Here is a 26,074-nt window from a genome sequence, read left to right as displayed (position 1 = left end):
TATGCGTTTGTCGTCGCGGGGAGATTAACGACGCGCCACCGGCTCCGTCTCGCTCGACTGTTGAGCCCGCTGTCGCGCGTAACGCTGCGCCAGCCAGGCACAGACCATCAGTTGGAGCTGATGGAAGATCATCAACGGCAACACCATCATGCCGACTGAAGCCGCCGGAAACAGCACATTCGCCATCGGAATACCATTCGCCAGGCTCTTTTTAGAACCGCAGAACACAATCGTGATCTCATCGGCTTTATCGAATCCCAACGCCCGCGCGGCAAAGGTGTTTATCAACAGCACCACCGTCAGCAACACGGCAGAAACCAGCAGGATCACCAGCAGCGACCAACCATCGATGCGTTGCCAGATCCCCTCGATCACCGCCTCACTAAAGGCGGTATAGACCACCAGTAAGATGGAGGAGCGATCGGTCACGTTGATCAGACGGCGATGGCGGCCGACCCACGACGCCGTGAGCGGGCGCGACAGGTGACCGAGCACAAACGGCACCATCAATTGCAAGATGATCGCGCCAATGGCATGCAAGCTATCGATGCCACTGCCCTGCGTCTGCATCAATAGACCGACCAGCAACGGTGACAAGAAAACACCCAGCATACTGGAAGCCGAGGCGCTACAGACGGCGGCGGCCACGTTCCCCCCAGCCATCGAGGTGTAGGCGATCGCCGATTGTACGGTCGCTGGCAAGGCGCACAGATAGAGGAAGCCTAAGTAAATCACCGGGCTCATCAACGCCGGCACCACGACACCCAGAGCCACCCCCAGCAAGGGAAACAGAGCAAAGGTACTGAGGAAAACCAGCAGATGCAGACGCCAGTGGCCCATGCCGGCGACGATCGCCTCACGCGATAACTTGGCGCCATGCATAAAGAACAGCAGGGCAATCGCTGCCGTCGTCAAATGGCTGAAGAGCGCTTTGGCCGTTCCCTGGCAAGGAAATAACGAGGCCAGCAGCACCACCAGGATCAAGACCAGCAGAAACGGATCGATCCGCAAACGTTGTAACCAACACGACATGGCACCTTATTCCTTAGTCAACGACGGCAATTCCTCTCCATGATAATCCGCTTTAAGCGTGACGCCAGCGCCATTATCTTGTAGACACGCTAATTGTATGGATTATGTATACGTGCCATTTGATAAATTTGTAATCCAAATCACTAATCTCTCTCTAGACGTATTAGCGTAATTACTGAATACTGTTATTCATTATACATATTCGCCTAATACAACGACCGAAAAATGAGCACAATTGAATTTCTGCATAAGTTCCGCAAGGTAAATAATAGCGAGAGTCTGGAAAAGCTTTTTGACTATTTAAATTACTCGCTGCATGACGAAAAAGAGATCATCAATATGTATCGTGCCGCCGATCATCGTCGCGCCGAGCTAGTTAGCGGCGGGAAGTTGTTCGATCTTGGCTGCGTCCCCAAGGAGATTTGGCATTACGTCGTCTAATCTCGTATACGCCCTCCCTACCCGCTATTTTTCCCAGCGAACCTTGCACAGGGGCGCGTGGTAGGGCTATCGCACTAAATGTCTGCCTCATGCTACGTCGCACACGAGCATTAGCGAGACTTATACAATCTGGCGCTAACCTAACGGCTCACCGCTGCCGTTTGCCTCGCTCTCCTGCTGGGCAACGTAGCCAATGCGATCAAATTAGCTTTGCCCCTCATGGCCGAAGAAACAATTACTCCGAGTAATTAACGCGCCACGATGAATTATCGCGCTTATTTTTTCGCCGCCATTTACAGTGAAATATCCGTAATTATTTGCGCTTTCACCAAGTAACCGTTTGCGTGCTATGGCATAATCAGCAGTATTCTCCGCCTAGGCGTATAATCACTGGCGCGCAGCCTCTCCCGCCTTGCGGCCAGTGGTCGGCAGCGCCTGGGTTTACACTGTCTCTATAAAGGATTACGACACGCTATGACATCTCGCTGCGAAACGATGCCCACCCACCAACCCGCGTTGCAGCCGATCGCCGCCATCGCCAAGCGGATAGGCATCTCTCCGGAGGCGCTCATTCCCTATGGCCCCTATGCGGCCAAGGTTGATCTGCGCCGTATCGCCCACCGCGCACCGCGCGGCAAGCTGGTCCTGGTCTCCAGTATTACCCCGACGCCATTGGGTGAAGGTAAAACCGTTACCACCCTCGGTCTGAGCCAAGGGCTAAACCACCTAGGCCACCCCGCCATCGCCTGTATCCGCCAGCCCAGCCTGGGGCCAGTCTTTGGCGTCAAGGGCGGTGCCGCCGGTGGTGGGGCCTCGCAGGTACTGCCGATGGAGCAGCTCAACCTGCATCTGACCGGGGACATTCACGCCATCAGCGCGGCCCATAACTTGGCCGCCGCCGCACTCGATGCGCGCCTCTTCCACGAGCAACGACTCGGCGACGAATTTACGGCACAGAGCGGGTTGGCTCGACTGGATATCGATCCACAACGCATCGTCTGGAAGCGTGTCATGGATCATAACGATCGCGCGCTACGCAGCATCGAGGTCGGCGTGGGTGGCGGTAACAACGGGGTGCCTCGCCACGACGGCTTTGACATCAGCGCCGCCTCGGAGCTGATGGCTATTCTGGCCCTCTCCGAAAGCCTGGCCGATATGCGGGCGCGTATCGGTAAGGTGATCCTCGCCTATTCGACCCAAGGGCAAGCGATCACCGCCGACGATCTGCAAGTCGCCGGGGCCATGACAGTGGTGATGAAAGAGGCGATTCACCCGACGCTGATGCAGAGCAGCGAGCAGACCCCAGTACTGATCCATGCCGGGCCGTTCGCCAACATCGCCCACGGCAACTCATCGGTATTAGCCGATCGCCTGGCGTTACAGTTGGCCGACTATGTGGTCACCGAGGCGGGTTTCGGCTCCGACATGGGGATGGAGAAGTTCTTCAATATCAAATACCGCCAGTCGGGGATCGCCCCCTCCTGCGTGGTGCTGGTCGCCACCCTGCGTAGCCTGAAGGCCAATAGCGGGCGTTTCAATATGAAGCCAGGTCAGGCCTTGCCGGAAGAGGTGAAACAACCGAATGCCGATCTGCTGCGACTCGGCTGTGAGAATCTGGGTTGGCATATCGCTAACGCTCGTCGCTATGGTTTACCCGTGGTGATCGCCGTCAACCGCTGGCCGGAGGATAGCGCGCAGGAGTTAGCCATCCTGCGTGACTATGCACTCAGTGCCGGCGCCTTTGGCGTCGAGTTCAGCGAGGCCTTCGCCCGCGGTGGTGAGGGTGCGGCGCGTCTGGCCGCCTGTGTCACCGACGCCTGCAGTCAGCCGGGTCAGGTGACACTGCTCTATCCGGATGATCTCCCGCTGGCCGATAAGTTGCAGACCCTCGCCCGCAGCTACGGCGCTAGCCAAGTCGAACTCACGGAACAGGCGCAACAGGAGTTGGCGGCGCTGGAGCAGGCGGGCTTCGGCCACTTGCCGCTGTGCATGGCCAAGACGCCGTTATCGATCAGCGCCGATCCGGCATTGAAGAATGTCCCGCGTGACTTTACGCTGCCGGTACGTAGCCTGCAGGTCTCCGCCGGGGCGGGCTTTATTCGCGTCTATGCCGGCAACATTATGACCATGCCGGGGCTGAGCACACGGCCAGCCTATCTCCACATCGATATCGATCAGGACGGTAATACCGTCGGCCTCAGTTAAACCGACGACCCGATCTCTGCACCCAGTGGCGCCGGGATCGGGTATACTGCCCGCCATCCGTTTTTTACTCGGTACTTTACCTTATGAAAACTGACCGCATCGGCGGCTGGCTGTTTGCCCCCTTGGCGTATATGCTGCTCTCTCTCCTCTCCTCCAGCCTGATGCTGGTTCTCTTCATCATGGCCTTGCTACAGCATGGCGCCGGCCAACGGATCTGGACATTAGGTGGGGTCTTCTTCACACAGTGGGGATTCTCGCTGATGATCACCGCCGCCGTCTGGGGATTCTCCCTGTATGTGCTGCGTCTGTTCTTTAAGCGCTCATGCCGCTTTCCCAAGCTGTTTATCGTTTGGCTGCTGGTGATGTTGCTGCTGGCGCTGAAATCCTTCGCCTTCTCGCCGGTCAGCGACGCCGTCGCGCTGCGTGGTATCATCATGCCGCTCATTGCCGCCGCGATCTTCGTACCCTATATCAAGCGCTCGGCACGCGTACGCCAGACATTTATCGAGCCGTAGACGCTTTTTCGGCCATCCTGGCCCGCTACAACGGGGGGAATTTGCGCAAATCGTAATAACCCCACGTTTCATCTGTTGTCGTCGGCCGGTTAAACCCCGATAATACAGCGGTTTTATCTTCCGGCTGATCTTTCTGCATTGTAGGTTTTGTGTGATGACCGATTACCTGTTGTTGCTGGTCGGCACCGTCCTGGTCAATAACTTCGTCTTAGTTAAATTTCTCGGCCTCTGCCCCTTCATGGGGGTATCGAAAAAACTTGAGACGGCGATGGGCATGGGGCTGGCAACCACCTTCGTACTCACCCTGGCGTCTGTCTGCGCCTGGGCCGTCAACCAGTTTATCCTGGTTCCTCTAGGTCTGGCCTATCTGCGCACACTGACCTTTATCCTGGTCATCGCGGTAGTGGTACAATTCACCGAGTTGGCGGTACGTAAGACCAGCCCGGTGCTGTATCGCCTATTGGGCATCTTTTTACCGTTGATCACCACCAACTGCGCGGTGCTCGGCGTGGCGTTGCTCAACGTCAATCAGTCGCACAACTTCTTGCAGTCGGCGGTGTACGGTTTCAGTGCCGCCGCCGGTTTCTCGTTGGTGATGGTGCTGTTCGCCGCCATCCGCGAACGGTTGGCATTGGCCGACGTTCCGGCGCCGTTTCGTGGTTCGTCCATTGCCCTCATCACCGCCGGGCTGATGTCTCTTGCCTTTATGGGCTTTAGCGGATTGGTGAAATTCTAATGTCTTCATTGTGGATAGCGATAGCCGCCGTCAGCGCCATCGCGCTGCTATCCGGCTTAATCCTGGGCTTTGCCGCCCGTCGTTTTCAGGTGGAGGCTGACCCGATCGTCGAACGTATCGATGCCCTCCTGCCACAGAGCCAATGCGGCCAGTGTGGCTACCCGGGGTGCCGCCCCTACGCCGAGGCGATCGCCGAGGGCGAGAAGATCAATCGTTGCGCACCGGGCGGTGAGACGGTGATGCGTAATATCGCCGCCCTGCTGGCCGTCGATCCACAACCGCTGGAGGGGGAAGCCGCCCAGGCGACACCGCAGCGCCAGGTGGCGATCATCGATGAGCACAACTGCATCGGCTGTACCAAATGCATTCAAGCCTGCCCTGTCGATGCCATCGTCGGTGCGACGCGCGCGGTGCATACCGTTATCAGCGCACAATGCACCGGTTGCGGCCTGTGCCTGTCTCCCTGCCCGACGGAGTGCATCCAACTGATCCCCGTGCGTAACTCTACCGCCAACTGGAAGTGGGATTTGCACACCATTCCCGTACAAATCCTGGAAGTTGAACGCCATGTTTAAGCTGTTCGCCGCGCTGCGCAAAGAGAAACTATGGGACTTTAAGGGCGGGATCCATCCGCCGGAGATGAAGCAGATCTCCAGCGAGGTTCCCCTGCGCCGCATTCCATTGCCCAATCTGCTGATTATTCCGTTACAGCAACACCTCGGACCGGAAGGCGATCTCCTGGTCAAGGTGGGCGAACAAGTACTGAAGGGGCAAGCGCTGACGCGCGGCAACGGGCGCACTCTCCCGGTGCATGCCTCGACATCAGGCACCATCAGCGCCATCTCACAACAGGTCACCGCCCACCCCTCTGGCCTCACCGAGTTGTGCATCAGCCTGATCCCGGATCACCAGGAGCGCTGGGCCGAGCGTAAAGCGCTACCCGATTACCAGGCACTCAGCCCACAGGCGTTGATCGAACATATTCACCAGGCCGGGATCGCCGGGCTCGGTGGCGCCGGTTTCCCGACGGCCGCCAAGTTGCGGGGCGGTGCGGACTGCGTCAATACGCTGATCATTAATGCCGCCGAATGTGAACCTTATATCACCGCCGACGATCGTCTCATGCGTGAACATGCCGATGAGATCGTCGCAGGCTGCGCCATCCTACAGCACATCCTGGCGCCGGAGCGGATACTGATCGGTATCGAAGACAACAAACCGCAAGCCATCGCCGCGCTACGCCAGGCGTTACAGTGTCACTCGCAGATTCATCTGCGTGTGATCCCGACCAAGTATCCCTCCGGCGGCGCCAAACAGTTAATCAAGATCCTCACCGGGATGGAGGTGCCCTATGGCCATCACTCCTCATCGATCGGTGTCTTGATGCAAAACGTGGCGACGGTCTATGCCATCAAGCGCGCCGTCATCGATGGCGAGCCTCTGATTGAGCGCATCGTCACCCTGACCGGCGAGCAGATGCATCGCCCCGGTAATGTGTGGGCGCCACTGGGGACATCGGTCAAACATCTACTGCAACACGGTGGTTTTATCGCTCAAGATAAACACCCGATGGTCATCATGGGCGGCCCGTTGATGGGCTTTACCCTCTCCCGCCTCGGCGTGCCAGTCGTCAAGATCACGAACTGTATTCTGGCGCCTTCGCGTGACGAATTTAGTGCGCCGCAAGAGGAGCAACCCTGTATTCGCTGCAGCAGCTGCGCCGATGTCTGCCCCGTCCGCCTGTTACCTCAGCAGCTTTATTGGTATAGCCGCGGCCAGGAGCATGACAAGGCGCGCAGCCATCACCTACAAGAGTGCATCGAATGTGGCGCCTGCGCCTATGTCTGCCCGAGTAATATCCCCTTAGTACAATATTACCGCCGAGAGAAGGCCGAGATCCGCGCCTTGGACGACGAGGCACGCCGAGCCGCCGAAGCGAAGGCACGCTTCGAAGCGCGCCTCGCCCGCTTGGAGCGGGAGAAGGCCGCGCGCCAGCAACGTCACCAGCAGGCTGCCGTCAGCGTCAGTCACAGCGATCAGGCTACCATTCAAGCCGCCTTACAGCGCATCAATCTCAAGAAAACCCAGGCAGAGAACGTGGCCAGCGAGGCCCCGAACGATGCTCGCCAGGCTGCCTTGGCCGCCGCTATCGCTCGCGCCAAGGCCAAACAGGCTGGGGCCACACCGGCCCCGTCAAGCGCTGATCACACCGACGCCGCGCCAGCGCCACAGGAAGATCCGCGTAAGGCGGCCATCGCCGCCGCTATCGCCCGCGCCAAGGCGAAACAGGCTGGGGCCACACCGGCCCCGTCGAGCGCTGATCACGCCGACGCCGCGCCAGCGCCACAGGACGATCCGCGCAAGGCGGCCATCGCCGCCGCTATCGCCCGCGCCAAGGCCAAACAGGCTGGGGCCACACCGGCCCCGTCGAGCGCTGACCACGCCGCCACTGCGCCGGAGCCACAGGACGATCCGCGCAAGGCGGCCATCGCCGCCGCTATCGCCCGCGCCAAGGCCAAACAGGCTGGGACCACACCGGCCCCGTCGAGCGCTGACCACGCCGACACTGCGCCAGCGCCACAGGACGATCCGCGCAAGGCGGCCATCGCCGCCGCTATCGCTCGCGCCAAGGCCAAACAGGCCGGGGCCACACCGGCCCCGTCGAGCGCTGATCACGCCGACACTGCGCCAGCGCCACAGGACGATCCGCGCAAGGCGGCCATCGCCGCCGCTATCGCCCGCGCCAAGGCCAAACAGGCTGGGGCCACACGGAGCAGCAGCGTCAGCGACACCCCGACGGATCACGCACCTTCGCCAGCCGCCGCCCGTGTACAGGCTGCCTATGGTGAGGCGCATCCCGCAACGGAACCCCTACGCCAGGAAACGGATGACCCGGCACGTCAGGCAGCCATCGCCACGGCAATCGCCCGGGTTAAGGCCCGCCAGGCATTGAGCGCCGAAGACGCCCCCGCCACACCGGCATCATCATCACCGACGGAAGCCCAAAAAGCCGCCGTCGCGGCCGCCATCGCCCGAATTAAGGCGAAGCAGTCATCCGCAGCAGCCAGCGAGGAATAAATGGCCTTCAGAATCGCCAGTTCACCCTTTACCCATAATCGCCAGAATACGGCGCGCATCATGTTCTGGGTCGTGGCCGCCGCCCTACCCGGCATCGTGGCGCAAATCTACTTTTTTGGTTACGGCACGCTGATCCAACTCACGTTGGCCATCCTCACCGCCTGCCTCTGTGAGGCGCTGGTATTACGCCTGCGGCGTCGCCCGCTCGCCACGCTCGGTGACAACTCCGCGTTGCTAACCGGTCTGCTACTCGGCATTAGTCTGCCGCCCCTCGCTCCGTGGTGGCTGGTGGTACTGGGCAGCGCCTTCGCCATCATCGTCGCCAAGCAGTTGTATGGCGGCCTAGGACAGAATCCCTTTAACCCGGCGATGGTCGGTTACGTCATGCTGCTGATCGCCTTCCCGGTGCCAATGACCAGTTGGTTACCGCCGCAGAGCCTGCTGGCGCAACCGATCGACTTCGGCCTCGCCTTCGCGCAAATCTTCAGCGGCCATAGCAGCGAACTGCATGCGTTACTGGCTGTCGATGGCATCAGCTCCGCCACCCCGCTTGATAGCGTCAAGACCGGGCTGCGCAGTGGCCTGAACATGTCTACGATCTTCCAACAACCCATCTGGCAGAGTGAGTGGGCCGGGCTCGGCTGGCAGTGGATCAACGCCGGCTTCTTGCTCGGAGGCCTGTTACTCCTACTGCGTCGCGTCATCCACTGGCAGATCCCGCTGGGTTTCCTGGGCGCCATGGCGCTGTGCGCCGCTATCGGTCATAGCCTGGCACCGGGTAGCATCACCTCGCCGCTGATCACCCTGTTCTCCGGCGCCACCATGCTGGGTGCCTTCTTTATCGCCACCGATCCGGTCACCGCCTCCACCACGCCGCGTGGACGCCTGATCTTCGGCTTGTTATGCGGCCTGTTAGTCTGGTTGATCCGCACCTATGGCGGCTACCCTGACGGCGTGGCCTTCGCCGTGCTACTGGCCAATATCTGCGTTCCGCTGATCGATCACTACACCCAGCCACGCGTCTATGGCCATCGCTAAGGAGCCGCCATGCTAACCACTATGCGCCGCCACGGCATCCGCCTGGCCCTGTTCGCGGTACTCGCCACCGCCCTGACCGCCGTCGTCCACCAGTTGACGAGCCGCACCATCGCCCAACAGGCGGCACGGCAACAGCAACAACTGTTCGACCAGGTGATCGCGCCCGCCGACTACGATAACGATTTGCAGGGGAGCTGCCGCCTGATCCGCGACGCCCGGCTCGGTGACGATCAGCCTCATCGCCTCTATCTGGCACAGCGCCAAGGGCAGCCCGTCGCCGCTCTGGTCGAGGCCACCGCTCCCGACGGTTACGCTGGCGCCATTCGTCTCTTGGTCGGTACCGATTTTGCCGGTAAGGTCCTCGGAGTACGCGTCATCGAGCAGCATGAAACACCAGGACTCGGCGATAAGATCGAACGCCGCGTCTCCGATTGGATCGACAGCTTCCGCAATAAAGTGGTACATGGTGCCGCCGATCCGACGTTCCGGGTGAAAAAAGATGGCGGGGAGTTCGACCAATTCACCGGCGCCACCATCACCCCACGCGCGGTGGTCAATGCCGTGCGCCGTTCGACCCTGGTGATCCAGGATAGCCGTCCTCAGTTGGCGAGCCTGCCCGCCTGTGGAGAAAGAGAATGAGTGAAGCGAAAAATCTGCTGATCAATGGGCTATGGAAGAATAACTCGGCCTTAGTGCAACTACTCGGTCTGTGTCCACTGCTGGCCGTCTCCTCGACCGCGACCAATGCTCTGGGACTCGGACTGGCGACCACGTTAGTACTGGTATTGACCAATAGCGCCGTCTCGGCGTTGCGCCGCTGGGTGCCGACCGAGATCCGCATACCCATCTATGTCATGATCATCGCCTCGGTGGTCAGCGCGGTACAGATGCTAATCAATGCCTACGCCTTCGGCCTCTATCAATCGTTGGGGATCTTCATTCCCTTGATCGTCACCAACTGTATCGTTATCGGCCGAGCCGAAGCTTACGCCGCCCACAATCCGGTTGGCCTGGCGGCGCTGGATGGATTGGCGACCGGGTTAGGTGCCAGCGCCGCCTTGCTCGTCTTGGGTGCCCTGCGCGAGATCTTGGGTAATGGTACCCTATTCGATGGTGCCGATCAGTTACTCGGCCCTTGGGCCAGTGCGCTACGCATGCAACTCTTCCATAGCGATACCCCGTTCCTACTGGCCATTTTGCCACCGGGCGCATTCCTTGGCCTTGGATTTATGCTGGCGGGCAAATATGTTATCGATCAGAAGATGCGTAGCCGTCAGGCGCTGCGCGCCGCCCAACACACACGTCGCACCGAGCTAAGCGATACGGCAGCGTCAAACCATGAGCAGGCATAATGAATCAGGCAAAACGTATTGAGATCCTGCGGCGGTTGCAGGCCGCCAACCCACAACCTACCACCGAATTACGCTACGCCTCACCGTTCGAGTTGTTGATTGCCGTACTGCTATCGGCTCAGGCGACTGACGTCAGCGTCAACAAGGCAACCGCGACCCTCTTCCCGCTCGCCAATACCCCGCAGGCCTTGTTAGATCTCGGTGTCGAGGGTATCAAACAGCATATTAAGACCATCGGCTTGTATAACAGCAAGGCCGAAAATATCGTCAAGACCTGCCGCCTGCTGCTGGATTTGCATGGCGGCGAGGTTCCGGAAGATCGTCAAGCCCTGGAAGCCTTGCCCGGCGTTGGGCGCAAAACGGCCAATGTGGTGCTTAACACCGCCTTCGGTTGGCCGACCATCGCCGTCGATACGCATATCTTCCGCGTCTGCAACCGCACTCGCTTCGCCCCAGGTGACACGGTGAATGCCGTCGAGGAGAAGCTGCTCAAGGTGGTACCGGCGGAGTTCGCCCTTAACTGCCACCACTGGCTGATCCTACATGGGCGCTATACCTGCATCGCTCGTCGTCCACGCTGTGGCTCTTGCTTGATCGAGGATCTGTGCGAGTACCGTGACAAGGTCTACCCTGAAGCGTAACACACCGCCCTGGCGCCAGAATGGCGCCTAGGCGCTACGCCGCATACGACCAGCGCATTCTCGCGCGCCTGACTGTGATCGTTCCCGCCTTTTTACCTCTGCTCACCTCTCTGCACGAGCTCACTATTGACGCAAGCACTTTCGTTTTCATTATTTTGAACTAGATCACATTTAAGTGGTTAAATTTATTTCCCGAATGATAAACCATTGTTAGTTAATTGGATGATTTTGGAAAAATATCATTCTTTAGAAGAATGAAAGGCATTTTTAGCACTCAGCCAGACGATATCCCTATTTTTTAGCAAAATAGCAAAACATATAACGAAAAGCGTTTTGCATAGCAATTCGGCAAAATTTTACATCGCAAAACCCATTTTATGCGCGAGTTCCCTCTGATTAACATTTGTAACATTATCGGATTATTCCAGAAGCGGTTTATGTAACAGGATATTACAAAGGTATTGTCATCCCATAAAATATCGTGAAGAGTACCTCTCTTCTCGTCACGTATAACAATGTAAATAGTGTTTTTTTTAAACAACGCGCCGTGACTATTACCCGCTACGTAGCGGGCATGAATAACCAGAGGTAACTTGTGTCAAACGCAAACAACAACCCCGAAATTAGCCTAAACGCTTTTAAGCAACCCCGAGCCTTCTATCTCATCTTCTCCATCGAGTTATGGGAACGTTTCGGTTACTACGGCCTACAAGGCATCATGGCCGTCTACCTGGTCAAGATGCTCGGCATGACCGAGGCCGACTCGATCACCTTATTCTCGTCCTTCAGCGCCCTGGTGTATGGCTTCGTCGCCATCGGTGGCTGGTTGGGTGACAAAGTCCTCGGCGCCAAACGCGTCATCATGCTCGGCGCCCTGGTCTTAGCCATCGGTTATGCCTTCGTCGCCTACTCCGGCCATGACTTATCACTGGTCTACGTGGGGATGGCGACCATTGCGGTCGGTAATGGCCTGTTTAAGGCTAACCCTTCCTCTCTGCTCTCGACCTGCTATGAGAAGAATGACCCGCGTTTAGACGGCGCCTTCACCATGTACTATATGTCGGTGAATATCGGCTCCTTCTTCTCTATGCTGGCCACCCCGTGGTTGGCCGCCCGTTTCGGGTGGAGCGTTGCCTTCTCGCTGAGCGTGGTCGGTATGCTGATCACCTTGGTTAACTTTATGATGTGCCGCCGTTGGGTCAAGGATCAGGGGTCCAAGCCTGACTTTGCGCCGCTGCAAGTGGGCAAACTGGTGATGACCCTGATCGGGGTCGTGATCCTGGTCGCTATCTCTACCTGGCTGCTGCATAACCAGACCATCGCTCGTTGGGCGCTGGCCATCATCTCTGCCTGCATCGTACTGATCTTCGCCAAAGAGACCTTCGCCCTGCAGGGGGGCGCTCGTCGTAAGATGATCGTCGCCTTCCTGCTGATGCTGGAAGCCGTGGTGTTCTTCGTGCTGTATAGCCAGATGCCGACCTCGCTGAACTTCTTCGCTATCCATAACGTCGAGCACAGCATCTTCGGTATCGCCTTCGAGCCGGAGCAGTATCAGGCACTGAACCCGTTCTGGATCATGGTCGCCAGCCCGATCCTGGCTGCAATCTATAACAAGATGGGTGACCGTCTGCCGATGCCGCATAAATTCGCTATCGGTATGGTGCTGTGCTCCTGTGCCTTCCTGGTCCTGCCGTGGGGCGCCTCCTTCGCGAACGACGCGGGCATCGTCTCCGTTCATTGGCTGGTGTTGAGCTATGCCCTGCAGAGTATCGGCGAACTGATGATCTCCGGTCTGGGTCTGGCGATGGTGGCACAGCTGGTTCCGCAGCGCCTGATGGGCTTCATCATGGGGTCCTGGTTCCTGACCACCGCCGCCGCCGCGCTGATCGCCGGTAAGGTCGCCGCACTGACCGCCGTCCCGGGTGACGTCGCCGATCCGCACGCCTCGCTGGCCATCTATAGCCACGTCTTTATGCAGATCGGTATCGCCACCGCCGTGATCGCCGTGCTGATGATGCTGACCGCACCGAAACTGAATCGTATGACGCAGGGCGACTAATCATCCCCCAACGCTTCATCTAAGGCGCCCACTCGGGCGCCTTTTTTTTGCCCTACTCACGCCGCCTAACAAGAAATTCTACCGTTTGCACAGACAGCGCCGATCCGACTGACTACGCTAAGAGGATGTTCTTTCTTCCCACAGGAAACGTCCAAGGAGCGAGCGATGAAGTTATTCTATAAATCAGGGGCCTGTTCACTCTCGCCACATATTGTTCTACGCGAGGCGGGGTTAGACTTCACCATCGAAAGCGTCGATCTGGCCAATAAGCGCACCGAACATGGCGGTGACTATCTGCAAATCAACCCCAAAGGGCAGGTACCGGCATTACTGCTCGATGATGGCACTCTACTGACCGAAGGGGTCGCCATCGTGCAGTATCTGGCCGATCGCGTCCCCGATCGTAAGCTGATCCCCCCTGCAGAGACGATGGCGCGCTATCACGCCATCGAGTGGCTCAACTATATTGCCACCGAGCTCCACAAGGGATTTGGCCCATTATTCAACCCCCGTCTGTCGGACGAAAACAAAGCGGCGGCACGGGCCGGGCTGGAGAAACAGTTTCACTACCTCGATACGGCCCTCGGCGAACGCCCCTACCTACTCGGTCAGGACTTTAGCGTCGCCGATGCCTACCTGTTCACCATCCTCTGTTGGGCGAAGGCGATGCATTTCGATCTGAGCCAATGGCCGACGTTGGCCGCCTATATGGCGCGCATCTCCGCCCGTCCGGCGGTGGTGGCGACGCTGAGCGCCGAAGGATTGGCATAAGCCTAACGCCAAGCGATACCAGAAACGAAAAGGCCTCCCAACGGGAGGCCTAACACAGCGTGATCGGTCGCGCGACTTAGCCGTGCAATGCCCGCGCCGTATAATGATGTTGCGGTTGCGCGATGCGATCTTGCGCCGCCACCAGTTGGAGCTCATATTCCCCCATCGCCTGCGTGGTCAACATCACCTCGTAAACCGCGGCGGTCACATGCTCCAGTGCACTCTGCAACGACTCGCCTTTCAGGAGATTGACCAGTAGCAGGCCGCTGGTCAGATCGCCCACCCCAACCGGCTGACGCGCACCGAAGTCCACCAGCGGACGGGCGATATGCCAGGCCTCCTGAGCGGTGACCAGCAACATCTCGAAACGGTCGTGATCATAACCGGCATTATGCAGATGTTTGACCAGCACGATGCGCGGCCCGCGAGCGATCAGCTCACGCGAGGCGGCCAAGGCTTCATCGACACTGCTGATGCGGCGATCCGTCAGCGTCTCCAGTTCTAGCAGGTTAGGTGCCATGATGTCGCTACAGGCCACCGCCTGCTGGCAGAAAAACTCCGCGACGCCCGGCGCCACGATGCACCCCTTCTCCGGATGCCCCATCACTGGGTCGCAAAAATACCATGCTGCGGGGTTACTCTGTTTCACCTGACGGACGATCTGCAGGATATGCTCGCCCTGCTGCGGTGAACCGATGTAGCCGCTCAACACCGCGTCGCAGCGCTGAAGCTCCCCGATATCGGCAATCCCTTGCACAATCTCGGTCAAATGCGTCGCCGGCATCACGCTGCCGGTCCAGTGACCGTACTGAGTATGATTGGAGAACTGAACGGTATTCAGTGGCCAGACATTCGCCCCCATGCGACGCATCGGGAAAACGGCGGCACTGTTACCGGCGTGGCCAAACACCACGTGAGATTGTATGGAAAGGATATTCTTCATCGTATTTTTACTTATCTGCCCGGAGGCAGCCGTTGATTTGAGTGGGGGCCGTAGCCCCCTTTGCTGTGATTACTTCCAGCAGATCAGGCAATAGTTCTTCTTGCCACGACGCAGCAGCGTGTAGCGGCCGAACAGACGATCGCTGTCGCTGAAAGTGTATTCGGGATCGGCTTGTTTCTCGCCGTTAACGGTGACCGCATTGGAGGCGATGGTCTTACGCGCCTGGCCACGAGACGGTTGCAGCTCGGAGTCGACCAACGCCTGCTGGAGATCGGCGCCGATGCTCATTTCGATCATCGGCATGCCATCCTGTGCCAGTTGCGCGAAGTCGGCTTCGGTCATCTCGTTCAGGCTGCCCGAGAACAGGCTGTGAGTGATGCGTTGTGCCGCCTGCAAACCTTCCGCGCCATGCACCAGGCGTGTGACTTCTTCGGCCAGCACATACTGGGCACGCGGGGCCTTGCCACTGTTCTTATCTTCCTCTTCCAAGGCATCGATCGCCTCGAGGCTCATAAAGGTAAAGAACTTGAGGAAACGGTATACATCGGCATCGGAGGTGTTGATCCAGAACTGATAGAACTTGTACGGGCTGGTCTTCTTCGGATCCAGCCACACCGCCCCACCCTCGGTCTTGCCAAACTTGGTGCCGTCGGCCTTAGTGATCAACGGTACCGTCAAGCCCCACACTTGCTGTTGGTTCAGACGACGGGTCAAGTCGATACCGGAGGTGATGTTACCCCACTGGTCGGAGCCGCCGATCTGCAACTCGACGCCATGCATACGGTTCAGGCTGGCGAAGTCGTAGCCCTGCAACAAGTTATAGGAGAATTCGGTGAAGGAGATGCCGACATCGTCGCGATTCAGGCGTTGCTTAACCGCTTCCTTGTTAATCATCTGGTTAACGGAGAAGTGCTTACCGATGTCGCGCAGGAAGGTCAGCACATTCATGCCGCCAAACCAGTCGTAGTTATTGGCGGCGATGGCGCTGTTAGCCCCACAATCGAAATCCAGGAACGGTGCGACCTGGTGGCGGATCTTCTCGACCCAACCCTGTACCGTCTCTTCCGTATTCAGCTTACGCTCGCTCGCCTTGAAACTCGGGTCGCCGATCAGCCCTGTCGCCCCGCCGACCAACGCCACCGGCTTATGCCCGGCCAGTTGGAAGCGCTTCAGACACAGCAGGGGAACCAGATGGCCCAAATGCAAGCTGTCTGCGGTCGGATCGAATCCGCAATACAGTGCGATAGGCCCCTGCGCCAGTCGCTCTGCCAACGCCTCTTCGTCCGTAACCTGGGCCACGAGGCCCCGCTCTTGCAATTGTTTAATCAGGTTGCTGCTTGCCATTAATAACTCCATTAATTATACACACACCGTAATCCATGCCAGACGCTGCCGGCAGGCCGATGCCAGGGCGGATTATAAACGCTATAGGATAAAGCGCCGGGCGCCGTCACGCCAGCCTTTAACCGGGAAATTACGCCGCTAGGGCGCTAAGCGATCGATCTGCCAGCCATCCTCGGCGCGCTGGTACAGAAAACGGTCATGCAGGCGATTTTCTCGCCCCTGCCAGAACTCCATGCTGTCGATGGCTACGCGATATCCCCCCCAGAAACTGGGTAGTGGAACCTCGCCTTGTAAGAACTTCTGCTTCAGCTCGAGGAACTTGCCCTCCAGGATGCCGCGGGTCGAAATACGCGCCGACTGATGAGAGACCCAAGCGGCGATTTGACTATCCTTGGGACGGCTGTGGAAATATTTCATCACCTCCAAGGTGGAGAGACGACTGGCACGCCCGGTCACGCTGACCTGACGATCCAGCATGTGCCAGGGAAAGTGCAAACTGATACGAGGATTCGTCTCCAACTGCTGCGCCTTATTGCTGCCCAGGTTGGTATAGAACACCATCCCCTGCTCATCATAGTGTTTCAACAGGACGATACGCTGATGAGGCTGCCCCGACTTATCTACCGTCGCCACACACATGGCGGTGGGATCGGCAAGACGCGCGTCGCATGCCTGGCGCAGCCAACGCTCGAACAGATCCAGCGGATTGGCGGTTAAATCCTGGCGACGCAGGCCACCACGCATATACTCGCGGCGCAAGTCGGCAATATCAAACTCGTTGTTTTCACTCATATTCAACCTCCCGACAGCGTAACTATCTTTATTCTGCCCCTTGATCGTCACGATCTCAATCGTCGCCCATCGTGACGCCGGCGCATCCGGCCTCACCGCGTGTTATTTGCCTGACAAATGACACCGTCCCACACACTTATCAGGTGCATAAAGTATTTTATTCTATTGATTTATATAGAGATAAAAACACCGTCCTCCCGAAGCCCGGGAGGACGGTGACAGCGGAGGGGAAACTATAGGGACAGTACTGGCGCGGGCTGGAGGAGACAATCATTCACGATGATGTGACCATCGCGCTCCACAAAAGCCCCATCGCCCTTCGACCAGAAGGTATACTGCCCATCGCTGTAACGCCCCCCCGAGGCCGACACGGTTTGGCGCAGGGTCAGTGCCCGACCATCCAGTACCATGCGTACCTGGCGCTGGGCATTATCCTGTTGCACCGTCAATGGCAGGGTGCCACACCGGTAGTGCAAGGTCTGCGGCGCGCCCACGCCAAACAACTGACAACCGCCGAGCAACAGCGCCGCGCCGACTAGCATCATAATACGCATCACTCACCTCCCGCTCGCCAGATGGTCATCATCGGGGTTAGCCGGATAAATCGCGCCTAACAGGGTTGCGCGATCGGCACCCGTCACCGATGGCAGATTCCCCGGTAAGCCGGAGAGCGTCCGGTAGGCCAACCAGGCGAAGGCCAAGGCCTCCATATCATCCGCGCTGACGCCATACTTGTCGCTGCGTGCCACCTCGGTGCCGGGTAACAACGCGGCTAGCCGTGCCATCACCAGTGGATTATGAGCACCGCCACCACAGACCAATAGACGCTCACAGCCACCGGCCAACTCGACCTGATCGGCGATGCTACGCGCCGTCAGCTCGGCTAGCGTCGCCTGCACATCCTGCGGCGCAATCGCCGGCCAGCGCTGCAATTGACGCTCCAGCCACCCCAGATTAAACCACTCGCGTCCGGTACTCTTCGGCGCCGGACGCGCAAAATAGGGATCGGCCAGCATCTGCGCCAGTAATGCCGCATGCACTCGCCCCTCTCGTCCCCACGCGGCGTCAGCATCATAGGGGCGGCCGCATTGGCGCCAGATCCAGGCATCCATCAACATGTTACCCGGCCCGGTGTCAAAGCCACGTACCGCTTGCCCCGGCAGCAACAGCGACAGATTGGCAATCCCGCCAATATTCAGCACCATGCGCCGTTCCTCGGGATGCGCCAGCAACGCCTGGTGAAAAGCGGGCACCAGCGGCGCCCCCTGGCCACCGTAGGCCATGTCGCGCCGCCGAAAATCCCCCACGGTGGTGATCCCGGTCAATGCCGCAACACGGTTATTGTCGCCCAATTGCAGGGTAAACGGCGCCGCGCCATCGGGTTGATGCCAGACCGTCTGGCCATGACAGCCGATAGCCACGATCTCCCTGGCCGTTAAACGTTGTTGCTCCAACAGGTGGTTCACCGCCTCGGCATACAGGGTTCCCAGGGTACGATCCAACTCGCCCACCGCCGCCAGTGTGGTCGCCTGCCCCTGGCACATCGCCAGGATCGCCGCCTTCACCGCCGCGGGGATCGGGTGTGTGTAGTGCCCCTGACGCGCCACGAACGTCTCGTCGATGGCGGCCAATACCACATCGATGCCATCCAGACTGGTGCCCGACATGATGCCAATATAGCGTCCCGTTTTCATTTCCCCTTCCCCCTACTCGATCTCTTCGCCCGCCATACCTTGACCAGAGCCTAACACTCAACCTATGGATTGCCTTAAGTTTTCGCAGGATCGCTGCCCGATTTACGCCAATTGCAGACAAATCCGACGCTCGCAAAAAGCTGCAACATAATTTCCATTTTCCAGCTTCTTAACCCACCGATTTATCACTAGAATATCATCATACCTGTCAGAAGACTGGGCTGCCCGGTACGAAGATCGCCGGTTTAACCACGGTTCAGCCATTTTGACATACACTGAAACTATCACGATGCAATCACCGGCGCTCTGCCCCGCCACACCGTACGCCTAGCGCGACGGCCGCACGGGGAGGAACACAGGTAATGGTAATAAAAGGAACCCAATCATGATGAAGCGTCTTATTATTGTCGCCATTGCTAGCGCAACTCTGGCTGGCTGCGCCAACACCAGTACCCTCTCTGGGGATGTGTACAGCGCCAATCAGGCTAAACAGGTGCAACAGGTGAGTTACGGGACTATCGTCTCCATAGAGCCGGTGCGCATTCAGGCGGGCAACGAGGCCAATATGATCGGTACCATCGGCGGCGCCGTCATCGGTGGGCTGTTGGGGAATACCATCGGGGGAGGAACCGGTCGTAGCTTGGCGACCGCCGCAGGGGCTGTCGCGGGTGGCGTCGCGGGCAACAGCATCGAAGGCGCGGTCAACCGTACCGATGGGGTGCAGTTGGTGATCAAGATGGATAGTGGTAAGACCATCGCCGTGGTACAGAAGGCCGACAAACAAGCCTTCCGCGTCAATCAACGCGTCATGTTGCTCAGCAACGGCAGCAGCGTCAACGTCTCGCCGATGTAATCGGCACATCAGCAACAAAAAAAACCGGAGGGATACCTTCCGGTTTTTTTGTTAGCGATGGAATAAAACTGAGTTATTTATTCTGTAAGTGAATAATATTCTGTTCCAATCGCTCTACCAAATTGGTCAGCAACGCGATTTCATCCGTTGAGATGCCATCCAGGATCTCACTGCGCGTCAGCGAAATCACACCCGTCACTTCTTTAATCACAGGCTCGGCGTCGTCCGTCAGCTTAATACGCTTAGCTCGACGATCATTCGCACAGATATGGCGGGTAATCAGCCCCTTATCTTCTAGCTGATCCAGCGTCCTGACTAAGGATGGTTGTTCGATACCGATCGCCTTGGCCAGTTGGATCTGAGATTGATCCGGAGGTAAGCGGTGAATGTTATACAACGTCACCCAATGAGTCTGCGTCAGCTCTAACGGCTTCAAACGCTGATCGATCAACGCACGCCACACTCGTACCAACCGTGATAAATCCGAGCCCAATGTCGATTCCAATTTAATCTCCTTATAATGAGTGTGCTAATCCATAACCCCGATACACCTGCTCCAGATGCTCGTCGAGCGGCCGAACCTATTTGGCTGACTGCTACGGCGCGCGACTCGGTGTTCACGAGGTATCGCAGAGACGGCAAACTCACACTATACGCGTAGGCTAAACGGCGTAAGACGCCGACGCGCTACCGCCTCACCCTCGTGCCGGGTACATATCGGCCTATTCCTTTTGTTGCACTCTCGTTAGTCCCTTGCACACCCACTAATGGTGTGAATAAACCAACGATTGCATGCGAATAATATTAACCAGTTAGCTAAACAATATAAAGCGAAATAATAAAAAAAGTCTTATTTATTTGCGTGGTTCACCCATTAAAAAACATACATATTGCAAATAAAGCCTGCATTCTGTGCATAACATGATGAAAACATCGCCATGCAGGCCAGAAGGCGCCTGGGCTCGCTGACCACAGTGACGGTTCCCTCAGCAATAATCGCAATGATTTATTGCTTTAATATACAATATAAACAATCAACATATATATTTATCACATAAATTTGCGATGCATATAAAGGAATCGCCGAATGCTATTTAAAGCGACATTATAATGATTAACAAATATAACTAATAAAGATACGCTTATCAGTCCCCTCGTAATCACTCCCTCGACGGAATGGCCGAACAGTGCTTAGCCCATTGCCAAGACAGCAGGCGCTATGACACTATTGAAACGTCTTTTTAATCAGCCAGTGTTGAGGATACTATGCGCGTACTTCATACCATGCTGCGGGTCGGTGATCTGAAGCGTTCCGTCGATTTTTATACTCAGGTACTGGGCATGCGCCTGTTGCGTACCAGCGAAAACGAAGCCTACAAATACTCTCTGGCCTTCGTCGGCTATGGCGATGAAAGCCAGGGCGCGGTGATCGAACTGACCTATAACTGGGGCGTCGACAGTTATGAGATGGGCACGGCCTTCGGCCACATCGCACTAGGCGTGGATGACGTCGCGGCCACCGTCAAACAGATCCGCCTGGCTGGCGGCAAAGTGACCCGTGAGGCCGGCCCGGTCAAAGGGGGTCACACGGTCATCGCCTTCGTTGAAGACCCCGATGGCTACAAGATCGAATTGATCGAGAATCGCTCTGCCAGTCAGGGGTTAGGCCGCTAACCGCCGGATGTGAGATGGGCGGCCCCTATCGGTCGTCCATTCGCGCTCTCCCCCGCTCACCCCGTGTAAATCCCCGTAAAATTTGCCATAATAGGCGCTGCACTCAAAAATAAAGACACCAACGAACTCATGGCTGACACCTCTAACCTCAACGCGCTAAGCGCGCGTTTCCGTGGCTTTTATCCCGTGGTTATCGATGTAGAAACTGCAGGCTTCGACGCCAACCGCAACGCCTTACTCGAAATCGCCGCCGTTACCCTGCGGATGAACGACGCCGGCTGGTTGGAAACCGATCAATGTTTACACTTCCATATCGAACCCTTTGAGGGCGCCATCCTCTCTCCCGAGGCATTAGCCTTCAATGGCATCGATCCGCACAACCCGCTACGTGGCGCAGTCAGCGAGTATGAGGCGCTACACGCCATCTTTAAGGTTGTGCGTAAAGGGATCAAGGATCAGGAGTGCAATCGTGCCGTCATCGTGGCCCATAATGCCCACTTTGATCACTCCTTCCTGATGGCAGCCGCCGAACGCGCCAAGCTGAAACGCAACCCCTTCCACCCCTTCGCCACCTTTGACACCGCCGCACTCAGCGGACTGGTATTGGGGCAGACGGTATTGGCCAAGGCCTGCATCAGCGCCGAGATCCCCTTCGACAGTAGCCAAGCGCATTCCGCATTGTATGACACACAGCAGACGGCGCTCCTGTTCTGCGAGTTGGTCAATCGCTGGAAACGACTGGGCGGCTGGCCGCCGGATCATCTCACGGATGCCGTGGCGGAGAACGAGGCTTAACTCGACGCCACCTCCTCTTCACCGCGCTTCTCGATGCCCGCCTACGCGGGCATTTTTCTCCCCTCGCCTTATTGCCGCGCCAGCGGAAGGGCACAAAACGTCACGACAGTGTATTTTTTTGTCGTAGCACGCACAGAAACATGCTAATAATCGTGCTACCGCCTTGATTGATTTTTAGGACATTGACGTCTATGAATGCTGTTGTTATTGCCGTTGTCGTAATGCTGGCGCTCAGTCTGCTGCGGATCAATGTGGTGATCGCCCTGATCGTCGCCGCATTGGTCGCCGGGTTAAGCGGAGGACTCCCATTAGAAACCACCATTACTACCTTTAGTGGGGGACTAGGCGGCGGCGCCGAGATCGCCCTAAGCTACGCCATGCTAGGAACCTTCGCCGTGGCAATCTCTCGCTCTGGGATCACCGATGTATTAGCTCAAGGCGTGATCCGACGCATGGGGCTAACGCCTAGCAGTAACCGTCTCTTCTGGTTCAAGTATGGCCTGTTACTGATCCTGACCCTGATCGCCATCTCGTCGCAGAACCTCATTCCGATTCACATCGCCTTTATTCCGATCCTTATTCCCCCGCTGTTGCACGTTTTCTCTCGCCTGCAACTCGACCGCCGCGCGGTGGCCTGTGTGCTGACCTTTGGTCTAATCACCCCCTATATGGTGCTGCCGATCGGCTTCGGTGGCATCTTTCTGAACAACATCCTACTGAAAAATCTTAACGATAATGGATTGCACGTCAGCGCCTCACAGGTACCGACCGCGATGTTGTTACCGGGACTGGGCATGTTATTTGGCCTGTTGCTGGCGCTGTTTTTTAGCTACCGCAAGCCACGACGCTATAACGAGGGGCGTATTTTATCGGCCGAACCGGAGCATAAACGCATCAACCTACGTTCCGTCTGGGTTGCTGTGTTGGCGATCATCGCCGCGCTCAGCGTACAGTTGGCGACAAACTCCATCGTACTCGGTGCCTTGATGGGCTTTGTGGTCTTTATCCTCGGCGGAGTGATCCATTGGCGCGAGACGCAGGATGTCTTTACTCGCGGCGTCCACATGATGGCCATGATCGGCTTCATCATGATCACCGCCTCCGGTTTCGCCGCCGTCATCAAGGCCACCGGCAGCGTCGATACCTTGGTCAACGCCATCGAGGGCGCCATCGGTGACAACCGTGGGCTGGCAGCCTTATTAATGCTGGTGGTCGGCCTGATCATCACCATGGGCATCGGCTCCTCCTTTTCTACCATCCCCATCATCGCCGCCATCTACGTCCCCTTGTGTATCGCCTTCGGCTTCTCACCGATGGCCACCATCGCTATCGTCGGTGTCTCCGGCGCCTTGGGTGATGCCGGTTCACCGGCCTCCGACTCCACCTTGGGGCCCACCTCCGGGCTCAATATGGATGGTCAGCATGATCATATCTGGGACTCGGTCGTGCCGACTTTCCTGCACTACAACTTACCACTGCTCGCCTTCGGTTGGGCGGCCGCGATGATCCTTTAACGAGGATGGGACAGTCGCGCATGCTCTAGATACCATAAAGGCGCCCACCGGCGCCTTTATGATGTCACCCACAACGGGTATTACGCATTATCTTGATCTTGGCTATCCGCACTATGGCGGGCCGCCGCTTCCTTAATCAGGCTCTGCAACTCACCGCGTTGATACATTTCCATCATGATATCGCAGCCGCCGATTAACTCGCCCTCGACCCACAGTTGCGGGAAGGTCGGCCAGTTAGCGAACTTCGGTAATTCGGCACGAATGTCCGGGTTTTGCAGGATATCCACATAGGCAAAACGCTCGCCACAGGCCGACAACGCCTGCACCGCCTGCGCAGAGAAACCGCAACTCGGCAGCTTCGGTGAACCTTTCATATATAGCAGGATCGGGTTCTCGGCGATCTGACGCTGGATCTTTTCGATGGTGGTCATTGTCTCTACTTCCTTTATTCAGTGTTATACCTGTTAGGCTGCCATTATCACCCAAGCGTATCCTCGGGGACAAGGCGCTCGATGCTGAGCCCCATCCCCCTATCCACGCTCCCTACACGACGCAAGAGATCGCCCGCGACAAGGCCGGGTGTCGCTATTGTAGCGGTGACGGGCAGCGGAAAAAAACACCCTATTTTGTGTGGTCTCTTCAGCGCATCACGCTAACCCCCAGCGCGCTCGCCAACTCGATATCCCCAGCGATTTATCGGGGAAAATAGACGCTATTTTCCCCAGAAAAAATAGGGGATGACGCGAAATGCACCAATTGAAATATTTGCTCACAATTAGACGCTAATACGTAAACATCAGTACTGTTATCTTCGGCATTATTGAATTAATACTGTAGTTTCTAGGTTTTTATTTTAGTGTTTGGCTCGGAAGCGATTGATGATGCGTCTATTCGTTGCGCTCTTTGTACTGCTGTTTACCCAATGGTTTACCACCTCGGCGGCGGCCGCACCGGCCCACAAGATTAGCGCCGATCAGCGGAAGTCTGCGGCGTCTCACAGCCAGCATGCCGAGCGTAAGAAGCGTAAAAGCGAGCACGGCAGCGCCAAACAACGCAGCGCCACGCATCAGGCCAGCGCACACGTTCAGCGTACCTCCCATTCCGCTTCCCGTCCCGTCACCGCCACGCATGCTAGCCACCCCCCCCGGCGCAGCGCAAATACTCACACGGAGCATAGTCGTCATTCATCGGCCGCACGCAAGCAGAGCGCGCCAAAGAAACACTATGGCCGCCCTTCCGCGCGGCAAGTGGCGCATCATGTCACTCGGCGCCACCCACAGGAAGATAGACACCCCCTGCGTCTCAGCCCGCAGCACAAAAAACGCTATCAGCATGCCAAACAGACGGCGATGAATAAGCTGATGCGCCAGATCGGGAAACCCTATCGCTGGGGAGGCAGCTCGCCCCACACCGGTTTCGACTGTAGCGGTCTGATCTACTACGCCTACCAGGATCTGCTGAATATCAAAATGCCGCGCACGGCAAACGAGATGTATCACCTGCGCGATGCCGCGCCGGTCAAACGCAACGAATTACAACGCGGCGATCTGGTCTTTTTCCAGATCAATGGCCGTGGCGCGGCCGATCATGTTGGGGTCTACCTGGGGAACGGTAAGTTCATCCAGTCACCGCGCACCGGCGAGGAGATCCGCATCAGCTACCTCGGCGATGACTATTGGCAGGATCACTATCTTGGCGCTCGTCGTGTGATGACGCCGAAAACCATTCGCTGATCGCCCGTCATCACCCTGCGGCGGTCTGCACATGATCGCCGCGTCTCTCCCTTGCTGGCTCCACCGACGCCCCCGCTGCTGCACATTTCACCATTCGATCGACTAAAATACAGCTACCCCCTGTCTTTAATGGTAAAACTTGCTAGAATCACAAACCATAACAAGCGGACAACAAGATTTTTTCATTTTTATCTCACCGCTGGCGTACGCTCCGGCGTCGCGTCTACGGTTCAACCGGCTTGTCACAAAAGCATTAAGGAGAGAGCTATGTCATTTGAATTACCTGCATTACCGTACGCCAAGAATGCGCTGGAGCCGCATATCTCCGCCGAAACCCTGGAATACCATTACGGTAAGCACCACAACACCTATGTGGTTAACCTGAACAACCTGATCAAGGGGAGCGAGTTCGAAGGTAAGTCTCTGGAAGAGATCATCAAGACCTCCAGCGGCGGTATCTTCAACAACGCCGCTCAGGTATGGAACCACACCTTCTACTGGCACTGCCTCTCTCCGAACGGCGGTGGCGAGCCGACCGGCGCGTTGGCCGACGCGATCAACGCGGCCTTTGGCTCCTTCGCCGCCTTCCAGGAAGCGCTGACCAAGTCTGCCGTCGCCAACTTCGGCTCCGGCTGGACCTGGCTGGTGAAAAAGGCGGATGGCAGCCTGGCCATCGTCAACACCTCTAATGCCGCCACCCCGCTGACGGGTGAAGACAAGCCGCTGCTGACCGTCGACGTATGGGAACACGCCTACTACATCGACTATCGTAACGCCCGTCCGAAATACCTGGAAAACTTCTGGGCGCTGGTTAACTGGGAATTCGTCGCGCAGAACCTGGCCTGATCCCGATCATCCGGTGAT

26 protein-coding genes are annotated in these 26,074 nt (G+C 57.5%); 18 read left to right on the top strand and 8 right to left on the bottom strand.

From position 1 onward, the window contains the following. Positions 1–24: 24 nt before the first annotated feature. Positions 25–1,032: a bile acid:sodium symporter family protein gene (locus ACEQFP_RS04285; protein ID WP_077999422.1), complete on the bottom strand. Its 1,008-nt coding sequence runs from the start codon at positions 1,030–1,032 to the stop codon at positions 25–27. Between the two features lie 225 nt (positions 1,033–1,257). On the opposite strand from ACEQFP_RS04285, the gene ydgT reads away from it, so the two are divergent. From ydgT to gstA, 12 genes are all read left to right on the top strand, one after another. Continuing rightward, positions 1,258–1,473, top strand: coding sequence for a transcription modulator YdgT (gene ydgT / locus ACEQFP_RS04280; RefSeq protein ID WP_370547506.1), 216 nt, complete (start codon positions 1,258–1,260; stop codon positions 1,471–1,473). Between the two features lie 474 nt (positions 1,474–1,947). After that, positions 1,948–3,678, top strand: coding sequence for a formate--tetrahydrofolate ligase (locus ACEQFP_RS04275; RefSeq protein ID WP_005293757.1), 1,731 nt, complete (start codon positions 1,948–1,950; stop codon positions 3,676–3,678). Positions 3,679–3,761: 83 nt separating this feature from the next. Then, entirely contained in the window at positions 3,762–4,193 is a 432-nt protein-coding gene (locus ACEQFP_RS04270) for a DUF2569 domain-containing protein (protein ID WP_005286082.1), read from the top strand. Positions 4,194–4,347: 154 nt separating this feature from the next. Then, positions 4,348–4,929 (top strand): electron transport complex subunit RsxA, encoded by a 582-nt coding sequence (gene rsxA, locus ACEQFP_RS04265; RefSeq protein ID WP_005286085.1) that lies wholly within the window; start codon positions 4,348–4,350, stop codon positions 4,927–4,929. Then, positions 4,929–5,504: an electron transport complex subunit RsxB gene (rsxB, locus tag ACEQFP_RS04260; RefSeq protein ID WP_005293761.1), complete on the top strand. Its 576-nt coding sequence runs from the start codon at positions 4,929–4,931 to the stop codon at positions 5,502–5,504. The genes rsxA and rsxB overlap by 1 nt, the downstream gene beginning before the upstream one ends. Continuing rightward, positions 5,497–8,007 carry an electron transport complex subunit RsxC gene (gene rsxC / locus ACEQFP_RS04255; RefSeq protein ID WP_370547505.1) on the top strand — a complete coding sequence of 837 codons (2,511 nt, stop codon included), beginning with the start codon at positions 5,497–5,499 and terminating at the stop codon, positions 8,005–8,007. Before rsxB ends, rsxC begins: the two co-directional genes overlap by 8 nt. After that, on the top strand, positions 8,008–9,045 hold the full coding sequence (gene rsxD / locus ACEQFP_RS04250) for an electron transport complex subunit RsxD (RefSeq protein WP_005286101.1): 1,038 nt from the start codon (positions 8,008–8,010) through the stop codon (positions 9,043–9,045). A gap of 9 nt (positions 9,046–9,054) precedes the next feature. Then, positions 9,055–9,684: an electron transport complex subunit RsxG gene (gene rsxG / locus ACEQFP_RS04245; RefSeq protein WP_035600678.1), complete on the top strand. Its 630-nt coding sequence runs from the start codon at positions 9,055–9,057 to the stop codon at positions 9,682–9,684. Next, a complete protein-coding gene (locus ACEQFP_RS04240; protein ID WP_005286106.1) occupies positions 9,681–10,397 on the top strand; it encodes an electron transport complex subunit E in 717 nt (238 codons plus the stop codon). Before rsxG ends, ACEQFP_RS04240 begins: the two co-directional genes overlap by 4 nt. Then, the gene (gene nth / locus ACEQFP_RS04235) at positions 10,397–11,038 is read left to right on the top strand and encodes an endonuclease III (RefSeq protein WP_005286109.1); all 642 of its coding nucleotides are present in this window, start codon (positions 10,397–10,399) and stop codon (positions 11,036–11,038) included. Before ACEQFP_RS04240 ends, nth begins: the two co-directional genes overlap by 1 nt. Positions 11,039–11,633: 595 nt before the next feature. After that, on the top strand, positions 11,634–13,097 hold the full coding sequence (dtpA, locus tag ACEQFP_RS04230) for a dipeptide/tripeptide permease DtpA (RefSeq protein ID WP_005286115.1): 1,464 nt from the start codon (positions 11,634–11,636) through the stop codon (positions 13,095–13,097). A gap of 165 nt (positions 13,098–13,262) precedes the next feature. After that, complete coding sequence (gene gstA, locus ACEQFP_RS04225) at positions 13,263–13,868, top strand: glutathione transferase GstA (protein WP_098143216.1); 606 nt, start codon at positions 13,263–13,265, stop codon at positions 13,866–13,868. 76 nt (positions 13,869–13,944) lie between these two features. Here the strand turns inward: gstA and pdxY are convergent, their stop codons facing one another. The 5 genes from pdxY to anmK form a co-directional block, all read right to left on the bottom strand. Next, on the bottom strand, positions 13,945–14,811 hold the full coding sequence (pdxY, locus tag ACEQFP_RS04220) for a pyridoxal kinase PdxY (RefSeq protein WP_005286122.1): 867 nt from the start codon (positions 14,809–14,811) through the stop codon (positions 13,945–13,947). A gap of 69 nt (positions 14,812–14,880) precedes the next feature. Beyond that, a complete protein-coding gene (gene tyrS / locus ACEQFP_RS04215) occupies positions 14,881–16,155 on the bottom strand; it encodes a tyrosine--tRNA ligase (RefSeq protein ID WP_005294292.1) in 1,275 nt (424 codons plus the stop codon). Positions 16,156–16,293: 138 nt separating this feature from the next. Further along, the gene (gene pdxH / locus ACEQFP_RS04210; RefSeq protein ID WP_097364652.1) at positions 16,294–16,947 is read right to left on the bottom strand and encodes a pyridoxamine 5'-phosphate oxidase; all 654 of its coding nucleotides are present in this window, start codon (positions 16,945–16,947) and stop codon (positions 16,294–16,296) included. A gap of 233 nt (positions 16,948–17,180) precedes the next feature. Continuing rightward, positions 17,181–17,501, bottom strand: coding sequence for an MliC family protein (locus tag ACEQFP_RS04205; protein ID WP_370547504.1), 321 nt, complete (start codon positions 17,499–17,501; stop codon positions 17,181–17,183). 3 nt (positions 17,502–17,504) lie between these two features. Beyond that, positions 17,505–18,641, bottom strand: coding sequence for an anhydro-N-acetylmuramic acid kinase (anmK, locus tag ACEQFP_RS04200; protein WP_005286137.1), 1,137 nt, complete (start codon positions 18,639–18,641; stop codon positions 17,505–17,507). Between the two features lie 385 nt (positions 18,642–19,026). On the opposite strand from anmK, the gene ACEQFP_RS04195 reads away from it, so the two are divergent. Continuing rightward, positions 19,027–19,494, top strand: coding sequence for a glycine zipper 2TM domain-containing protein (locus ACEQFP_RS04195; protein WP_005294289.1), 468 nt, complete (start codon positions 19,027–19,029; stop codon positions 19,492–19,494). Between the two features lie 73 nt (positions 19,495–19,567). Here ACEQFP_RS04195 and slyA read toward each other — a convergent pair whose 3' ends face one another. Further along, the gene (gene slyA, locus ACEQFP_RS04190; RefSeq protein WP_035600831.1) at positions 19,568–19,999 is read right to left on the bottom strand and encodes a transcriptional regulator SlyA; all 432 of its coding nucleotides are present in this window, start codon (positions 19,997–19,999) and stop codon (positions 19,568–19,570) included. A 761-nt stretch (positions 20,000–20,760) separates the two neighbouring features. On the opposite strand from slyA, the gene gloA reads away from it, so the two are divergent. From gloA to ACEQFP_RS04175, 3 genes are all read left to right on the top strand, one after another. Continuing rightward, positions 20,761–21,168 (top strand): lactoylglutathione lyase, encoded by a 408-nt coding sequence (gloA, locus tag ACEQFP_RS04185; protein ID WP_370547503.1) that lies wholly within the window; start codon positions 20,761–20,763, stop codon positions 21,166–21,168. Positions 21,169–21,297: 129 nt separating this feature from the next. Beyond that, complete coding sequence (gene rnt / locus ACEQFP_RS04180) at positions 21,298–21,963, top strand: ribonuclease T (RefSeq protein ID WP_337977886.1); 666 nt, start codon at positions 21,298–21,300, stop codon at positions 21,961–21,963. Between the two features lie 191 nt (positions 21,964–22,154). After that, positions 22,155–23,477, top strand: a complete 1,323-nt coding sequence (locus ACEQFP_RS04175) for a Na+/H+ antiporter family protein (RefSeq protein ID WP_035600834.1) — start codon at positions 22,155–22,157, stop codon at positions 23,475–23,477. 80 nt (positions 23,478–23,557) lie between these two features. Here ACEQFP_RS04175 and ACEQFP_RS04170 read toward each other — a convergent pair whose 3' ends face one another. Beyond that, entirely contained in the window at positions 23,558–23,908 is a 351-nt protein-coding gene (locus ACEQFP_RS04170) for a Grx4 family monothiol glutaredoxin (protein ID WP_005286163.1), read from the bottom strand. A gap of 450 nt (positions 23,909–24,358) precedes the next feature. On the opposite strand from ACEQFP_RS04170, the gene ACEQFP_RS04165 reads away from it, so the two are divergent. Further along, positions 24,359–25,210 carry a C40 family peptidase gene (locus ACEQFP_RS04165; RefSeq protein WP_109610402.1) on the top strand — a complete coding sequence of 284 codons (852 nt, stop codon included), beginning with the start codon at positions 24,359–24,361 and terminating at the stop codon, positions 25,208–25,210. 267 nt (positions 25,211–25,477) lie between these two features. Further along, positions 25,478–26,056 (top strand): superoxide dismutase [Fe], encoded by a 579-nt coding sequence (gene sodB, locus ACEQFP_RS04160; protein WP_005286175.1) that lies wholly within the window; start codon positions 25,478–25,480, stop codon positions 26,054–26,056. Positions 26,057–26,074: the final 18 nt, after the last annotated feature.

It is taken from the genome of Edwardsiella sp. A.80236 (assembly GCF_044540725.1).
Taxonomy (GTDB): Bacteria; Pseudomonadota; Gammaproteobacteria; order Enterobacterales; family Enterobacteriaceae; genus Edwardsiella; species Edwardsiella tarda.
This window is presented reverse-complemented; position numbering and strand designations above follow the sequence as displayed.

What these genes read in the sequence shown, in the direction of transcription:
- ACEQFP_RS04285 (WP_077999422.1), bottom strand. Translation starts at nt 1,032, where the DNA reads ATGTCGTGTTGGTTACAACGTTTGCGGATCGATCCGTTTCTGCTGGTC.
- ydgT (WP_370547506.1), top strand. Translation starts at nt 1,258, where the DNA reads ATGAGCACAATTGAATTTCTGCATAAGTTCCGCAAGGTAAATAATAGC.
- ACEQFP_RS04275 (WP_005293757.1), top strand. Translation starts at nt 1,948, where the DNA reads ATGACATCTCGCTGCGAAACGATGCCCACCCACCAACCCGCGTTGCAG.
- ACEQFP_RS04270 (WP_005286082.1), top strand. Translation starts at nt 3,762, where the DNA reads ATGAAAACTGACCGCATCGGCGGCTGGCTGTTTGCCCCCTTGGCGTAT.
- rsxA (WP_005286085.1), top strand. Translation starts at nt 4,348, where the DNA reads ATGACCGATTACCTGTTGTTGCTGGTCGGCACCGTCCTGGTCAATAAC.
- rsxB (WP_005293761.1), top strand. Translation starts at nt 4,929, where the DNA reads ATGTCTTCATTGTGGATAGCGATAGCCGCCGTCAGCGCCATCGCGCTG.
- rsxC (WP_370547505.1), top strand. Translation starts at nt 5,497, where the DNA reads ATGTTTAAGCTGTTCGCCGCGCTGCGCAAAGAGAAACTATGGGACTTT.
- rsxD (WP_005286101.1), top strand. Translation starts at nt 8,008, where the DNA reads ATGGCCTTCAGAATCGCCAGTTCACCCTTTACCCATAATCGCCAGAAT.
- rsxG (WP_035600678.1), top strand. Translation starts at nt 9,055, where the DNA reads ATGCTAACCACTATGCGCCGCCACGGCATCCGCCTGGCCCTGTTCGCG.
- ACEQFP_RS04240 (WP_005286106.1), top strand. Translation starts at nt 9,681, where the DNA reads ATGAGTGAAGCGAAAAATCTGCTGATCAATGGGCTATGGAAGAATAAC.
- nth (WP_005286109.1), top strand. Translation starts at nt 10,397, where the DNA reads ATGAATCAGGCAAAACGTATTGAGATCCTGCGGCGGTTGCAGGCCGCC.
- gstA (WP_098143216.1), top strand. Translation starts at nt 13,263, where the DNA reads ATGAAGTTATTCTATAAATCAGGGGCCTGTTCACTCTCGCCACATATT.
- pdxY (WP_005286122.1), bottom strand. Translation starts at nt 14,811, where the DNA reads ATGAAGAATATCCTTTCCATACAATCTCACGTGGTGTTTGGCCACGCC.
- tyrS (WP_005294292.1), bottom strand. Translation starts at nt 16,155, where the DNA reads ATGGCAAGCAGCAACCTGATTAAACAATTGCAAGAGCGGGGCCTCGTG.
- pdxH (WP_097364652.1), bottom strand. Translation starts at nt 16,947, where the DNA reads ATGAGTGAAAACAACGAGTTTGATATTGCCGACTTGCGCCGCGAGTAT.
- ACEQFP_RS04205 (WP_370547504.1), bottom strand. Translation starts at nt 17,501, where the DNA reads ATGCGTATTATGATGCTAGTCGGCGCGGCGCTGTTGCTCGGCGGTTGT.
- anmK (WP_005286137.1), bottom strand. Translation starts at nt 18,641, where the DNA reads ATGAAAACGGGACGCTATATTGGCATCATGTCGGGCACCAGTCTGGAT.
- ACEQFP_RS04195 (WP_005294289.1), top strand. Translation starts at nt 19,027, where the DNA reads ATGATGAAGCGTCTTATTATTGTCGCCATTGCTAGCGCAACTCTGGCT.
- gloA (WP_370547503.1), top strand. Translation starts at nt 20,761, where the DNA reads ATGCGCGTACTTCATACCATGCTGCGGGTCGGTGATCTGAAGCGTTCC.
- rnt (WP_337977886.1), top strand. Translation starts at nt 21,298, where the DNA reads ATGGCTGACACCTCTAACCTCAACGCGCTAAGCGCGCGTTTCCGTGGC.
- ACEQFP_RS04175 (WP_035600834.1), top strand. Translation starts at nt 22,155, where the DNA reads ATGAATGCTGTTGTTATTGCCGTTGTCGTAATGCTGGCGCTCAGTCTG.
- ACEQFP_RS04170 (WP_005286163.1), bottom strand. Translation starts at nt 23,908, where the DNA reads ATGACCACCATCGAAAAGATCCAGCGTCAGATCGCCGAGAACCCGATC.
- ACEQFP_RS04165 (WP_109610402.1), top strand. Translation starts at nt 24,359, where the DNA reads ATGCGTCTATTCGTTGCGCTCTTTGTACTGCTGTTTACCCAATGGTTT.
- sodB (WP_005286175.1), top strand. Translation starts at nt 25,478, where the DNA reads ATGTCATTTGAATTACCTGCATTACCGTACGCCAAGAATGCGCTGGAG.